Source organism: Ancylobacter tetraedralis (genome assembly GCF_014195655.1).
GTDB classification, from domain to species: Bacteria; Pseudomonadota; Alphaproteobacteria; order Rhizobiales; family Xanthobacteraceae; genus Ancylobacter; species Ancylobacter tetraedralis.
In genome coordinates, this window is sequence record NZ_JACICD010000007.1 from 53,738 (window position 1) to 67,714 (window position 13,977).

15 protein-coding genes are annotated in these 13,977 nt (G+C 67.1%); 3 read left to right on the plus strand and 12 right to left on the minus strand.

Annotated elements, in window-relative coordinates; translation table 11 throughout:
* Nucleotides 1-239: 239 nt before the first annotated feature.
* From FHS55_RS17185 to FHS55_RS17210, 6 genes are all read right to left on the minus strand, one after another.
* Nucleotides 240-797, minus strand: coding sequence for a MarR family winged helix-turn-helix transcriptional regulator (locus FHS55_RS17185; RefSeq protein WP_183191019.1), 558 nt, complete (start codon nt 795-797; stop codon nt 240-242).
* Nucleotides 798-1,166: 369 nt separating this feature from the next.
* Entirely contained in the window at nt 1,167-2,123 is a 957-nt protein-coding gene (locus FHS55_RS17190) for an agmatinase (protein ID WP_183191020.1), read from the minus strand.
* Nucleotides 2,123-3,079 (minus strand): agmatinase, encoded by a 957-nt coding sequence (gene speB, locus FHS55_RS17195; RefSeq protein ID WP_183191021.1) that lies wholly within the window; start codon nt 3,077-3,079, stop codon nt 2,123-2,125. Before speB ends, FHS55_RS17190 begins: the two co-directional genes overlap by 1 nt.
* A gap of 19 nt (nt 3,080-3,098) precedes the next feature.
* Complete coding sequence (locus FHS55_RS17200) at nt 3,099-3,875, minus strand: creatininase (RefSeq protein ID WP_183191022.1); 777 nt, start codon at nt 3,873-3,875, stop codon at nt 3,099-3,101.
* A gap of 26 nt (nt 3,876-3,901) precedes the next feature.
* A complete protein-coding gene (locus FHS55_RS17205) occupies nt 3,902-4,654 on the minus strand; it encodes an SDR family NAD(P)-dependent oxidoreductase (RefSeq protein ID WP_183191023.1) in 753 nt (250 codons plus the stop codon).
* Nucleotides 4,648-5,406 carry an SDR family NAD(P)-dependent oxidoreductase gene (locus FHS55_RS17210; RefSeq protein ID WP_183191024.1) on the minus strand — a complete coding sequence of 253 codons (759 nt, stop codon included), beginning with the start codon at nt 5,404-5,406 and terminating at the stop codon, nt 4,648-4,650. Before FHS55_RS17210 ends, FHS55_RS17205 begins: the two co-directional genes overlap by 7 nt.
* Nucleotides 5,407-5,568: 162 nt before the next feature.
* On the opposite strand from FHS55_RS17210, the gene FHS55_RS17215 reads away from it, so the two are divergent.
* Nucleotides 5,569-6,507 carry a LysR family transcriptional regulator gene (locus FHS55_RS17215; RefSeq protein ID WP_183191025.1) on the plus strand — a complete coding sequence of 313 codons (939 nt, stop codon included), beginning with the start codon at nt 5,569-5,571 and terminating at the stop codon, nt 6,505-6,507.
* A 3-nt stretch (nt 6,508-6,510) separates the two neighbouring features.
* On the opposite strand, the gene FHS55_RS17220 is transcribed toward FHS55_RS17215, so the two are convergent.
* The 5 genes from FHS55_RS17220 to FHS55_RS17240 form a co-directional block, all read right to left on the minus strand.
* Nucleotides 6,511-7,521, minus strand: coding sequence for an NAD-dependent epimerase/dehydratase family protein (locus FHS55_RS17220; protein WP_183191026.1), 1,011 nt, complete (start codon nt 7,519-7,521; stop codon nt 6,511-6,513).
* A gap of 96 nt (nt 7,522-7,617) precedes the next feature.
* A complete protein-coding gene (locus FHS55_RS17225) occupies nt 7,618-8,694 on the minus strand; it encodes an RIO1 family regulatory kinase/ATPase domain-containing protein (protein WP_183191027.1) in 1,077 nt (358 codons plus the stop codon).
* On the minus strand, nt 8,691-10,124 hold the full coding sequence (gene trmFO / locus FHS55_RS17230; protein WP_183191028.1) for a methylenetetrahydrofolate--tRNA-(uracil(54)-C(5))-methyltransferase (FADH(2)-oxidizing) TrmFO: 1,434 nt from the start codon (nt 10,122-10,124) through the stop codon (nt 8,691-8,693). The genes FHS55_RS17225 and trmFO overlap by 4 nt, the downstream gene beginning before the upstream one ends.
* 149 nt (nt 10,125-10,273) lie before the next feature.
* Complete coding sequence (locus FHS55_RS17235; RefSeq protein WP_183191029.1) at nt 10,274-10,435, minus strand: DUF1127 domain-containing protein; 162 nt, start codon at nt 10,433-10,435, stop codon at nt 10,274-10,276.
* Nucleotides 10,436-10,677: 242 nt separating this feature from the next.
* Nucleotides 10,678-11,979 carry an O-acetylhomoserine aminocarboxypropyltransferase gene (locus FHS55_RS17240; RefSeq protein ID WP_183191030.1) on the minus strand — a complete coding sequence of 434 codons (1,302 nt, stop codon included), beginning with the start codon at nt 11,977-11,979 and terminating at the stop codon, nt 10,678-10,680.
* A gap of 213 nt (nt 11,980-12,192) precedes the next feature.
* On the opposite strand from FHS55_RS17240, the gene FHS55_RS17245 reads away from it, so the two are divergent.
* Nucleotides 12,193-12,777: a dual specificity protein phosphatase family protein gene (locus FHS55_RS17245; protein ID WP_343056230.1), complete on the plus strand. Its 585-nt coding sequence runs from the start codon at nt 12,193-12,195 to the stop codon at nt 12,775-12,777.
* 47 nt (nt 12,778-12,824) lie between these two features.
* Here FHS55_RS17245 and FHS55_RS17250 read toward each other — a convergent pair whose 3' ends face one another.
* On the minus strand, nt 12,825-13,280 hold the full coding sequence (locus FHS55_RS17250) for a CoA-binding protein (RefSeq protein ID WP_183191031.1): 456 nt from the start codon (nt 13,278-13,280) through the stop codon (nt 12,825-12,827).
* 153 nt (nt 13,281-13,433) lie between these two features.
* Here FHS55_RS17250 and FHS55_RS17255 point away from each other — a divergent pair, with 153 nt between their 5' ends.
* Complete coding sequence (locus FHS55_RS17255; protein WP_343056231.1) at nt 13,434-13,913, plus strand: PaaI family thioesterase; 480 nt, start codon at nt 13,434-13,436, stop codon at nt 13,911-13,913.
* The last annotated feature ends 64 nt before the right edge of the window (nt 13,914-13,977 follow it).

The following is a 13,977-nucleotide window of genomic DNA, read 5'->3' on the forward strand; positions in this document are numbered from 1 at the left end:
AAAAGCGGGGCGGTGCTCCGCGCACCGGCAACGGGGGCGAGAGCTGCCCGCCTTCAGGCCGAGCCAAGAGGTCTTGCCGGCTGCGGTGGCGAGCATGAAGCCGAATACGGCCGAACGAACGCCTCGTAGGAAAAAAAGCGCCGCCTCCGGCCGGAGGTCGCGATGCTATCGCTCGGCGGTCCGTGGAGGCGCTGAGCACCTTTCGTACCGCCCGGCACGCGGGCGGTACGTTCCGTCAACTAGCCGTTTTCGCCGTAGCGCAGCATGCCGGTCCAGAGGATTTCGAGCCGGCGCAACACGCTATAGGTCACCGACATGTCCTGCGCGTCGGGTTCGTCACGCGAGCCGGTGCGCGTGCCCTGCTCATGCACCGAGCGGATGGCGTCGCACAGTTGCACGGCCTTGGGCGTCAACCGCAGGCGGGCGGAGCGCCGATCGCGCAGCGACGGCGAGCGGTGCACATAGTCCGCCTCCACGAGCTGCTTGAGATTGTACGAGGCATTCGAGCCGAGATAGTGCCCGCGCTCCAGCAGGTCGCGCACGGAGAGTTCGTCGCTGCCGATGGTGAACAGCAACATCACCTGCGACGGGCTGATGTCGTCGATTCCGAAACGAGCCAGGTCGATTCGCAGCAGATCGAGAAAGCGACGATGCGCACGCTCGATCAGCCGGGCGATCTCCAGATGAGTAATGACCTGTTCAGCGTTAGCCTCGTTCGTTGATGGAGCGAGGGATGGTAACTGCAGTCCTTCGCCGTTTTCGGCGCCGTCAATTTCAGTCGCCGGCTTGCTTGCCATGCGCAGATGCCCCTAATCCCCAAACAAACGCGCGAGCCCGGCCGCGAACGTCCAGACTCGATTCATAGTTTATTATGCTACACATGCCGCCAGAAGAAGGCGATTTTCGTTCAGCTCTAAAGTTTTGGCGAATAAAACGGAAATAGACCGTTTCCGGATACCTTTGCAATGCTGGTGCCCGGCGCGTGCGGCCTGGCCTTGACTTCGGCACCGATATCCTCCCGCAACTGGCAGGGTGACCCTCACACGGCAGCGTTGAGCCAGGCGAACGACGGGTTGTCGGCGATGCCTGCGATCTGTTGCAACAACCCTGTTTCACGCATCGCGATGGTCGGCGCCCCCTCTGTTCATGCGGGTTCGCTGCCGCCGTCACGGGTGCCGATGGTGCAGGATGCGACCGATGAAGTTGAGCAGAACCTGCGCGGCGAGGATCGCGGTGGTGCCGGCAGGGTCGTATTCGCGCGCCACTTCTACCAGGTCGATGCCCGCCACGGTGCCGCGGCGGGCCAGCCCGTCGAGCAGTTCCAGCACCTCGTAATAGGTGAAGCCGCCATGGCTCGGCGTGCCGGTGCCGGGGGCGATGGAGGGATCGAAGCCGTCAATGTCGAGCGTCACGTAGTAACGCTTGCCCTCGGGGATGCGCGCCAGCACCGCCTCGGTGCCCAGCTTGCGGATCTGGCGCACGCTCAGAATGTCCGAGCCCATGGCGCGCGCCGCCTCATAGCCCTCCCGCGCGGTGGAGGAGACGTTGCGGATTCCCAGTTGCGTGAGGCCGGTGACATAGGGCTTCTCGGCGGCGCGGCGCAGCGGGTTGCCATGGCCGCGGGTGACGCCGTGCCGCTCGTCGACGAAGTCGAGATGCGCGTCGAACTGCACGATGTGGATCGGCTCCTGTTCCGAGAAAGCCTCGATGCAGGGGATGTTGATCGAATGATCGCCGCCCAGCACCACCGGGAGGGCGCCGGCCGCCAGGATCTTGCGCACGGCATATTCGATATTGGCGTGGCTGGTGAGCGTGTCCGTGTGGACCATGTCGGCATCGCCGATATCGACGATGCGCGTCGATCCGGCGGGAAGGTACGTGATGTCGTCCTCATGGTCATAGGCGCCGGAATGGCCGAACGAAAACAGTGTCGAAGCCTCGCGAATGGCGCGCGGACCCGAGCGCGCGCCCGAGCGCCACTGCGTGCCGAGGTCGAACGGCGCGCCCAGCACCGCGACATCGGCATCGATGGCGTTCCAGTCGAGTTGCAGCGGGTATTTGCCGAAAGTGCAGATGCCGACGAAGGGCAGATCAAGCCGGCCCGCTTCATAACCGTGCGACATCAGCGCGCTCCCTTCCGCTCGACGACGCCGGCGAGCACGCAGAGCAGTTCAAACAGGATGGTGGCGCCCGTCAGCGCGGTGAGGCCGGAGGGATCGAAGGGCGGAGCGACTTCGACAAGGTCGGCGCCGATGATGTCCAGCCCGTCGAGCAGGCGCACCATGGCCTGCGCCTCGCGCGTGGAGAAGCCGCCGATTTCCGGCGTGCCGGTGCCGGGCGCCTGCGAGGGGTCGATGCCGTCAATGTCGAAGGTGACATAGGTGGGCGCGTCGCCGACGATGGCCCGTGCTTCCGCCATCACGTCCTCGACGCCGCGCGCGACCAGTTCCTCGATGAAGATGATGCGCACCCCGACATCGCGGGCATAGTCGTAATTGCCGGCATCCGAGATCGCGCCGCGCAGGCCGATCTGCACGAAGCGCTTGGGGTCGACCAGCCCTTCCTCGATGGCGCGGCGGAACGGCGTGCCATGGGTGTAGCGACTTCCGTTGAAGAAACTATCGTAAGTGTCTGAATGCGCATCGAACTGGATGAGGCCGACGGGGCCGTCTTCCGCCAGCCCGCGCAGGATCGGCAGGCTGATGAGATGGTCGCCGCCCGCCGTCAGCGGCCGCGCCCCGGCCGCGCGCACGCTCGCATAATGGGCGCTGATGAGGTCGAGCGAGCGCATCAGGTCGAACGGGTCGATGATGACATCGCCGCAATCGGCCACCCGCGCGCGGTCATAGGGCGACAGGCCGGTGACGTGATGCACGCGGCGCATCAGGCTCGACTGGTTGCGCAGCTCGCGCGGTCCGTGGCGGGTGCCGGCCCGGTTGGTGGTGCCGAGATCGAAGGGCACGCCGAGTATGGCGATGTCGACCTCCGATGGCTCGGCGACCGGCAGCCGCATGAAGGTCGGAAGGCCCGCAAAGCGCGGGACGGTGCCGGAATCGAGCGGCTCGAACTTGCCTGTCATGGGATACCTCGCGAGCCTCTCAGAGCCCGAATTCCTTGGTGATGGCGGCGGATATGCGGGTGATGTAGTCGCCCATCAGCAATTCGCCCTTCTGTGCCGTGGACCCGACAGCGACCGCCAGAACGCCGGAAGGCGGCAGGCCGAAATCGTCCGGCACGGGAAACTTGTCATAGGTCGGGAACGTGGCCGGCCCGTCGTTCGGCACCTTGTCCATCTCGACGAGGTCGGGCCGCAGCACCAGCATGAGCGAGGTCTCCAGGAGGCTCGCATGTTCAAGGTCGATGCCGGGGAAGCCGTCCGGGAACAGCTGGTCGAGCGTGGCGCGGGTGGCGAAGTCCCAGTATTCCAGCCGCATCACCTGCATGTCGGTAATGCCGTCGCGGCGCAGTTCGCGCAGGGCAAGGTCCAGCCCCTCCACCGAGGGCCAGCAATTCTCGTAGTGGCCGTTGACGATGACCAGCCGGCGCACACCCTGGCGGCCGAGATTGCGGATCACGTCACGCAGCACCAGCGCGAACGTGTGGGCATCCAGGCTCAACGTGCCGGGAAACACCTCGCCGCCGCCCGAGCGCGGCATGGACTTGCAGCCGTAATTGAGCGTCGGCGCGACGATGCCGCCGATCTCGCGTGCGACGCGCTCGCACACGCCGGTCGGCAGCACGACGTCGACATTCAGCGGCAGGTGGGGGCCGTGCTGCTCGGTGGAGCCGAGCGGCAGCAGCACGGGCGCACCGGCCGCCACCTTCTGCGCGAATTCCGGCCAGCTCAGTTCGTCGAGCCGCACGCTGTCGACCATGGTCTTTTCCTCTGATGTCGTTGGATTCAGTGCATTGCCGCGCCGCCGTCGACGCTGATGCATTGGCCGGTGATGAAGCCGGTGGCGCGGCTGAGCAGGAACAGCACGGCCTGCGCCACTTCCTCCGGCCGGCCGACGCGGCCGAGCGGGTTGGCGGTCTCCAGCTTCTGCGCCTCCGGGCTCATCGCGCCGAAGCCGAGCAGCGGCGTATCCACCGGGCCGGGGGCGATGGCGTTGACCAGAATGTGCGGGCCCAGCTCGCGCGCGAAGGCGCGGGTCAGCGAGACGATCGCGCCCTTGGTCGCGCAATAGCCGGAGGCGCCGGCGCGGCCGAGATAGGCCAGCTCGGAGGCGATGTTGACGATGCGCCCGCGCGTCTCGCCGCGCCCGTTGAAATGGCGCAGGGCTTCGCGCGCCATCAGGATGGGGCCGCGCACATTCACCGCCGCCATGCGCTCATAGGCCTCGACATCGAATTGCGCGAGCGGCATCTCGATGAGCAGGCCGGCGCAGTTGACGATGGCGTCCAACCCGCCGAGCTCGGCCACGGCCGCCTCCATACCGGCGACGACGGAGGCCTCCTCCGCCACATTGGTGATGATGGTTGCCCAGTTGGCGCGGTCCGGCGGGCGCAGGTCGAAGCCGATGACCTTGGCACCGGCCTCGAACAGCGCATCCGCCGTGGCGCGGCCAATACCGCTCGCGGCGCCGGTGACGACGACGCGAAGATCCTTGTGGGGGGCTTCCCTGTGGTGGGCTTCCTTGTGAGGCGTTACCATGTGAATTCTCCGCGATCGACACCGACGCTCTGGCCGGTGATGTTGGAGGCAAGGTCGGACGCCAGGAACAGATAGGTGCCGGCCACGTCGTCCGGCTCCATGAAGCCGGGCAGGATCTGCGCGGCGACGATCTCCTGCAGCAGCACGTCCGGCTCCAGGCCGGTGCGCGCCGCCATGGCATGGAGCGAGCGCAGCGAGGCTTCCGTGCGCACCCAGCCCGGGCATACCGCGTTCACGGTGATGCCGCGCGGGCCGAGCTCCTTCGCCCAGGTCTTGGTCAGGCCGATGGTTGCGTGCTTGGAGGCGACATAGGCGCCGAACAACGCTTCCGCCCCGCGCGACCACACCGAGGCGGTGTTGATGATGCGCCCGCCATGGCCCATCCGAGGCAGCAGGGCGCGGGTGACGAGGAAGGTGCCGAGCACGTTGATCTCCAGCACGCGGCGGAACGTCGCCTCATTGGCTTCGCTCGCATCGTCCAGCGGGGTCACCCGTTCGAGCCCGGCATTGTTCACCAGCACGTGAAGATGGGGGATTGCGGCGGCGACCTTGCTGACGGCTTCGCTGGAGGTGATGTCGGCGCAGTGGCCGCGCGCGCCGAGCCGCCCGGCCACCTCGAAGATGGCGGCATCATCGGCCAGCATGTGCAGTTCCGCGCCGGCGGCGGCAAAGGCCCGGGCAATGCCGAGCCCTATACCCCGGCTCGACCCGGTAACGAGCACGGTGCGCCCGGAAAGCCCCTCAAGGCTCATGCGGCGCTCCCGCGTCGGGTGCGGACAGGATGGATGAAAGGCACGCTGGCGCTCCTGTGCGAGAACGACGCCATGGTCTCGCAAATTCACTTCCGAAAAAATCGGAATTAGTGGAAGCTTACATCGAGATAAATCGATGTGAGCAGAAAGGAGCCGAACCCCATGCGGCGGCTCGACAATATCGACCTGCGCCTGCTGCGCGTCTTCGTCGTGCTGGCGCAGGAGGGCGGGTTCCAGGATGCGCAGATCGCGCTCAATCTCTCCCAGTCCACCCTCTCCACGCATCTGGCGGCGCTGGAACGCAAGCTGGGCGGGCAATTATGTGAGCGGGGGCGGGCCGGCTTCCGCCTCACGCCGTTCGGCGAAGCGATTCTTGCCGCCGCGCTCCAACTCTTCGAGGATATCGATGCGTTCCACGGCCGCATCGGGCGCGACCAGCAGCGCCTCGTGGGACGGCTTCGGGTCGGTATTGTCGATGGCGTGGTGACGAACCCGCGGCTCGGCCTGCAGACCGCGCTGGCGCGCTACATGGCCTATGCCTCGGAAGTGTTCGTCGACCTCGAACTCGGCACGCCGCTGGTGCTGGAGCGCGCGCTGATGGATGGCGTGCGGGACGTGGTGATCGGCCCGTTCTCGCAGAAGGTGCCCGGCATCACCTATGTGCCGCTGCACCGCGAGCCGCAGGCGCTCTATTGCGGGCGCGGCCATCCCCTGTTCGCGCTGCCGGCGGAGGAAATCAGCCATGCGCGAATCGAGGAAGCGCTGTTCTCGGTGCGGCGCTACCGCCACCTCGACGATCTCTACCGGGTGAACCACCCGCGCGCCAGCGCCGCCATCGTGCAGATGGAGGCGCAGGTGATGATGATCCTGTCCGGCCGCTTCATCGGCTACCTGCCGCGCCATATCGGCGAGGACTGGGCGGGTCGTGGGCAGATGCGCGTGCTGCGGCCGGAGAGCTACGGTTTCGCATCGCCGCATTTCGCCGCCACCCGCCGGCTCTCGGGCGAGCAGCCGCTGGTCGATGCCTTCCTGCGCGAACTGGTGGCGCAGGCGCGCACCGGCGCGGGCGAGGCTGCGCCGCCGGAAGCGGGGGAGCCGTAGCGCTCAGAGATAGGCGCGCGCGTCGAGATACCAGTCGACAAAGGCGCGCACGCCCTCCTGCAGCGGCGTCGCCGGCCGATAGCCGGTAAGCGCGACGAGTAGGTCCGGGCTGGCGAAGGTGCGCGGCACGTCACCCTTCTGCATGGGCAGCATGAGGCGCCGGGCCGGCCGGCCGAGCACGGTCTCGATCGTCTCGACGAAATCGATCAGCCCCACCGGCTGGCCGCCGCCGATGTTCACCACGCGGTAGGGCCCCTGGTGCGACAGGGTGTCGATGCCGGCGGGCGCTTCCACCCGGTTGGCCTCGTCCGGCGGCCGTGCGGCGAGGCGCAGGATGGCCTCGATCAGGTCGTCAATATAGGTGAAGTCGCGGCTCATCCGCCCTTCGCCATAAATCTCGATCTCGCGGTCCTCGAGCATGGCGGCGACGAACTTGAACAGCGCCATGTCCGGCCGGCCCCAGGGGCCATACACGGTGAAGAAGCGGAAGGCGGTGGTCGGCAGCCGGTAGAGATGGGCATAGGAATGGCCCATCGCCTCCATCCCTTTCTTGCTGGCGGCATAGAAGGTCAGCGGCTCGTCGGCGCGGTCCGTCTCGTGGAAGGGGATGGTCGGGTTGGCGCCGTAGATCGAGGAGGTGGAGGCGAGCAACAGATGCTGGACGCCCAGCTCGCGCGCCAGTTCCAGCACGTTCCACGAGCCGACAAGGTTGGAATCGAGATAGGCCTTGGGATTTTCCAGGCTGTAGCGCACCCCCGCCTGCGCGGCGAGGTGGACGATGACATCGGGCCGGGCCGTGGCGGCGCGGGCCAGCGCGGCGCGGTCCTCCAGCATGCCGATATGCGCCGTGAAGGCGGGAAACTGCGCCAGCGCGGCGTGCCGGGCCTCCTTGAGCTTGAGATTGTAATAGGCGGTCATGCCGTCGAAGCCGACCACCTCATGGCCTTCCTCGAGCAGGCGCCGGGCCAGATGGTAGCCGATGAAACCCGCCGTGCCGGTGATGAAGTAACGCATGTCTCTCCCAGGCACGCTTCGGCCGGATAATGCCCCGATTCCGTTCCCGCCGATCATTTCGGGCGGGTCGGGCGTGTCAAGGCGGCGCGGGATGCATCAGATGCCGCGCCGCACCCGGTCGCTCAGGTTGCGGCGGTCGCGGATGATGGCGTCGATCGCCGCCTGCTCGCTGGCGCTGCGGGGCAATTGCTCAAGCTGGTCGATCTGGTTCAGCGCGACGAGGCGCAGCAGGTCGTCACGCACCTCGCCGGCCTCATCGCGGGGCAGAGCCGGCACGATCTGCAGGTGCTCGGGTGGCAGGATATCGGGCACGGTGGTGGCCAGATGCGCGCGCAGGGTTTCCTCGCTGGTGCCGGTCGCCTCGACGAAGGCGTAGAGGCCGAAGCTGTGGCCGGCGGTGGGGAAATCGGCGATATGCACGCCCCGCACCCCCGGCGCCGCGCCGAGCGCCTCGGCGATGCGCGGGCCCTGCTCCATGGCGCGCGGGCCTCGTCCTTCGGTGTCGTGGTAGTTGAGCAGGCGGCGGGTGACGAAATTGTACACCTGCTTTCCGGTCGCCATCCAGACGCGGGTGAACAGGCTCTTGCGGGCGAGGATGCGCTTTTCGATCGGCGTCAGCGCTTCCGGGCAGAAGCTGCGCTTCTGCTTGAGGAAGTGACGGATGTCCTCATAGGCCGCGACGCGGAAGAACTTCGAGCGGCGCTCGAAGCAGAAGGCGAGCTGGAAATCCATCAGCACCGCCCGCCCATCGGCGGCATAGAGCCAGTTCTGCGGCTTGGCGAGGTCGTTATGGGCGATGCGCCGGCGATGCACTTCGCGCAGGCCCTCGCGCGCCGAGCGGAAAAACGCGGCGTCGCCATAGGGGCGGGCGATCTGCAGCGGAATGCCGTCGACGAAGCCCCGCACCAGCGCGCCTTCCTCCAGCGCATAGACCGGCACGGTGTGGCCGCTGCCCTCCGCCCGGCGCAGGGCGCGTGCTTCGCGGCGGGCAAAATGGCGCGCCAGTGGCTTTATCCACCATTTCACATCGCTGTAGCGCCGGCGGACGGCGGGAAAGGTGTTGCCGGCCTCATCGCGCCACAGGCCGCGCTCGATGGTCGAGAAAATGTCGCGCTTGAGCACGGTGTCGAGTTCGAACGTGCCGCGCGCGGCGTCGGGAAGCGCCTGGTTCACGCGGCAGCCTCGCTCGAAGGATCGGCATGGAGGGTCGCCCACTGGTCGAGCTCGCGCAGCGCCCGCGCCGCCATGACCTGCTTCTTGGCCACGGTCTTCTGCGTGCCGCGCAGCCGGTTGCCCTCGCCATCGCGGGTGGGGTTGGCCTCCAACGGGGGGAACAGACCGAAATTGATGTTCATCGGCTGGAACGAGCGGGGGCCGGCCTCGACGGTCTCGATATGCCCGCCGGTGATGTGGTTGATCAGCGCGCCGAAGGCGGTGGTCGGCGGTGGCACGGAGGGCTCGTCTCCAAGGCGCTCGGCGCTGGCGAACAGGCCGGCCATGAGGCCCATTGCCGCGCTTTCCACATAGCCCTCGCAGCCGGTGATCTGGCCGGCGAAGCGCAGCCGGGGCTCGACCTTGAGCCGCAGCGTGCCGTCCAGCAGCTTGGGCGAGTTGAGATAGGTGTTGCGGTGCAGGCCGCCGAGTCGGGCGAATTCGGCGTTTTCCAGTCCGGGGATCATGCGCAGGATGCGCACCTGCTCGGAATGGCGGGTCTTGGTCTGGAAGCCGACCATGTTGAACAGCGTGCCGAGCGCGTTGTCCTGCCGCAGCTGCACCACGGCATAAGGCTTCACCGTCGGGTTGTGCGCGTTGGTCAGGCCCATTGGCTTCATCGGGCCGTGGCGCAGCGTCTCCGGCCCGCGCGCGGCCATGACCTCGATGGGCAGGCAGCCGTCGAAATAGGGCGTCGCCGCTTCGAAATCGCGGAACGGCACGGTGTCGCTGGCGATGAGCGCGGCGACGAAGGCCTCGTACTGCGCCTTGTCCATCGGGCAGTTGATATAGTCCGCGCCGGTGCCGCCCGGGCCGGCCTTGTCGTAGCGCGACTGGAACCAGCACACGTCCATGTCGATCGAATCGAAATGGACGATGGGGGCGATGGCGTCGAAGAAGGCCAGCGCCGTCTCGTCCGTGCGGGCGCGGATGGCCTCGGCGAGGGCCGGGGAGGTGAGCGGGCCGGTGGCGATGATGACCGAATCCCATGCGTCCGGCGGCAGCCCATCGATTTCGCCGCGCTCGACGGTGATCGCGGGATGGGATTCGATGGCTGCCGTGACGGCGGCGGCGAAAGCGTCGCGGTCCACCGCCAGCGCGCCGCCGGCCGGCAGCTGGTGGCGATCGGCGCAGGCCATGATGAGCGAGCCGAGCCGGCGCATCTCGGCATGCAGCACGCCGACCGCATTGGAGGTGGCGTCGTCCGAACGGAACGAATTGGAGCAGACCAGCTCGGCCAGTGCCTGCGTCCTGTGCGCGTCGGTGGCGCGGGTGGGCCGCATCTCGTGCAGGATGACGCGTATGCCCCGGCGGGCGAGCTGCCATGCCGCCTCGGAGCCGGCGAGGCCGCCGCCGATGACGTGAACGGGGGGCTTGTCCGTGATGCTCATGACCAATCGATTACGCGCACGTGGCGCCTTCTTCTTGCCGTCGACGCGCGGCCTTAGCACGGAACGCGGGCAAAAAAGAACGGCCCCGGAAAATTCCGGGGCCGTTCTTGTATAAGATCGGTCGGGCGCGAGGTCCGAAAACCGGTCGATCAGGCGGCAGCGGCCGCGCGACGCGCAACGTTGGTGATCTCACCGCGGGCGACGTTGATGTCGGCGAGGGTGCGGTCGTCGAGCTGCGAGAGCTCGTTGATCGTGCGGCGGTACGCCTGCCAGCGGCGGATCTGCTTGGCAACAAGGCCCCAGAGCAGCATGTCAATCTCCATCAGGTTTAGAAGCGGGACGCGGCCCCCGAGTGCCTCGGCAGCTGCACGTCCGTTAATCAGCTTGTTGCCTAGATAATCGACACCCTGCTCATTTGGTAGGAATTATACCGCATCCCAGCCCTGCGATGCCTGCATGGCGGGCTCACAATTCATTCACGATCGGCACGGGGCACCGGTGTGAACGGGGGCGCGCGCCCATGCGTCCTCTCCCCCTTGCATGCGCAGCGCGCTCAGGCGTGGCGTAGCGCCTGTTCCAGGTCGGCGATGATGTCCGCGGCATCCTCGATGCCGACCGACAGGCGCACCACGTCCGGCCCGGCGCCGGCGAGGGTCTTCTGCTCGTCGGCCAGCTGGCGATGGGTGGTGGAGGCCGGGTGGATGATCAGCGAGCGGGTGTCGCCAATATTGGCGAGGTGCGAGAACAGCTTGACGTGCGATACCAGCGCCACGCCCGCCTCATAGCCGCCCTTGAGGCCGAAGGTGAACACACCGCCCGCGCCCTTGGGCGTGTAGCGCTGGGCGAGGTTGTAATAGCGGTCGCCCGCCAGGCCGGGATAGCTGACCCATTCCACCTTGGGGTGGTCGGTCAGGAATTTCGCCACCGCGAGCGCGTTGTCGCAGTGCTTCTGGATACGCAGGGGCAGCGTCTCGATGCCGGTAAGGATGAGGAAGGCGTTGAACGGCGACAGAGCCGGGCCGAGATCGCGCAGGCCAAGCACGCGCGCGGCGATGGCGAAGGCGAAATTGCCGAAGGTCTCGCCGATGACGATTCCCTCATATTCCGGCCGCGGCTGCGACAGGAAGGGGTAGCGCCCCTCGCGCATCCAGTTGAACGAGCCGCCGTCCACGATGATGCCGCCGATGGAATTGCCGTGGCCGCCGAGGAACTTGGTGGCGGAATGGACGATGATGTCGGCGCCGTGCTCGAACGGGCGAATGAGGTAGGGTGTCGCCAGCGTGTTGTCGACGATCAGCGGCACGCCGGCGCGCCTGGCGATTTTGGCAATCGCGGCGATGTCGGTGATGATGCCGCCGGGATTGGCGATGGATTCGACGAAGATCGCCTTGGTCTTGGGCGAAATGGCCCGCTCGAACGAGGCGACGTCGTCCGAATCCGCCCAGACCACGTTCCAGCCGAAGCTCTTGAAGGCGTGGTTGAACTGGTTGATGGAGCCGCCATAGAGCTTGCGCGCCGCCACGAACTCGTCGCCCGGCATCAGCAGCGTCTGGAAGACCAGCAATTGGGCGGCATGGCCCGAGGCCACCGCGAGTGCGGCGGTGCCGCCCTCCAGCGCGGCGACGCGCTCCTCCAGAACGGCATTGGTCGGGTTGCCGATGCGCGTGTAGATATTGCCGAAGGCCTTCAGGCCGAACAGCGCCGCCGCGTGGTCGACATCGTCGAACACGAAGGACGTGGTCTGGTAGATCGGCGTGGCGCGCGCCTTGGTGGTCGGGTCCGGCTGGGCGCCGGCATGCACGGAGAGCGTGGCAAAGCCGGGCGAGGCGGGATCGGAAGCGGGGGTGTCGGTCATTTCGGGCGTCCTCCTGTTGGCACTTGGGTGCCATCGGGCGCCAGTGTTGCCCCTTCGATAAAAAACGCAATAGATCCGGGATTGGTTTCTATCAGCGAAGTGACAATGTGGTTTGGTACCTGCCGCTGCGTCAGTCTGTCGCCGCCTCTGTAAGCTGGCTGTCAGTTTCGCCTGCCATACGTCTTTGCCTAGACAGGCGTGGAGGCGTGACAAGTGACGGCAGGGCGTGGGCGCGTGCGGCGCTGGGTGCGGCGGGTGATGGGCCTTGGCCTGACCGGCTTCCTCATCGTCGGCAGTTATGCCGGCTGGGCCTATGGCAACGGAAATCTCCATACCGTCCTCGACGGCGAGCTTTATCGTTCCGCCACTCTGCCGCCCGAGCAATTGCGCGAGGTGCTCGCGACACGCGGGATCCGCACCATCATCAACCTGCGCGGCCCGTCCGAGGATTCGGCCTGGTACAGGGAAGAGGCCAAGATCGCCGACGCTGCGGGCGTGCGGCTGGTCAATCTCACATGGTCCGCGCGGCGCGAGCTGACCGACGAGCAGGTGAGGGACTATCTCGCCACGCTGGCCGATGTGCCGCGGCCGATTCTCGTGCACTGCCGCTCGGGCGCCGACCGTACCGGCCTCGCCTCCGCGCTCTATCTCGCCGTGGTCAAGAAGGCCGATGAACTGACCGCCGAATCGCAGCTTTCGCTACGCTTCGGCCATTTCAGCCTGCCGTTCATGCCCTTCTACGCCATGGACGAGACCTTCGAGCGGCTGGAGCCGCAACTCGGCTATCCCCGCAGCTGAGCCTTCCGGCCGGCCGCGCGGGGACGTGCCCGAGCCTTTCCCGAGCCTCACCCCACCCTGGCCAGATTCAGGCGCGGGATCTCGATCGCCGGGCAGCGATCCATGATGACCGCGACGCCCGCCGCCTCCGCAATCGCGGCCGCTTGGTCGTCACGCACGCCAAGCTGGGTCCAGATAAGCCGGGGATGCGGGGTGAGGGCGAGGACCTCCTCGACCAAAGCGGCAAGGTGCTCGGGCGCGCGGAACACGTCGACCATGTCGATCGGCTTGGGCAGGTCGGCGAGCGTGGCGTAGAAGCGCAGCCCGTCCACCTCGCGCCCGGCCTGACCCGGATTGACCAGAAACACCTCGTAGCCGTGCCGCGCGAGATAGCGGGCGACGCCATGGCTCGGCCGCGCGGGGTTGGGGCTGGCGCCCACCACCGCGATGGTGCGCACACGTTGCAACCAGTCCGCGACAAAAGCGTCGTCGTAATGGTCGTGGTCCCTATGGTCGTGGTCCATGCCGTTCTCCTAATGACACCCCGTGGGGCGCCGGCGTGGGCCGGTGTCTGCCACGTCGATTTCGGCCAATATGGTGCGCCGGACGCGACGCGGCTATTGGCGTGCGGTGCGGCGATGTGAAGGGCCGGAAACGCGAAGGCGCGGGAGGTGACGATGAGCGGCACGGATTCGGCGGGCGCGGGTGGAAGCATGGACGCTACGCAGCTGCAGGCCTATCTCGTCGCGCAGTTTCCCCAGGCCTTCGGTCCCGGCCGGCCGCACCGCGTGGTGCGCGTCGACGCGGCCGGCGCGGGGCTGGTGCTGGAGGCGGGCACGGATCACCTGCGACCGGGCGACACGGTATCGGGGCCGGCCATGATGGGCCTCGCCGACATTGCCGCCTATGCGGTGATCCTGTCCGCCATCGGGCCGGTGCCGCTGGCGGTGACGACCAGCTTCTCCATCAACTTCCTGCGCAAGCCACCATTGGGACTGCTGGTCGCCGATGCGCGGCTCATGAAGCTCGGAAAGCGGCTCGCCGTGTGCGAGGTGGGGCTGCGCGCGCCCCATGGCGGGGAGGGCGATCCCTTCGCCGTCACGGGCGCTGAAGAGCTGTGCGCCCATGCGGTGGCGACCTATTCCATCCCCGCTTGAGCCTTTTGAGGGGGTTATCGCGAGGTAATAAAATACCTAAGTTGCAAGTCATTGTTTTTACTTG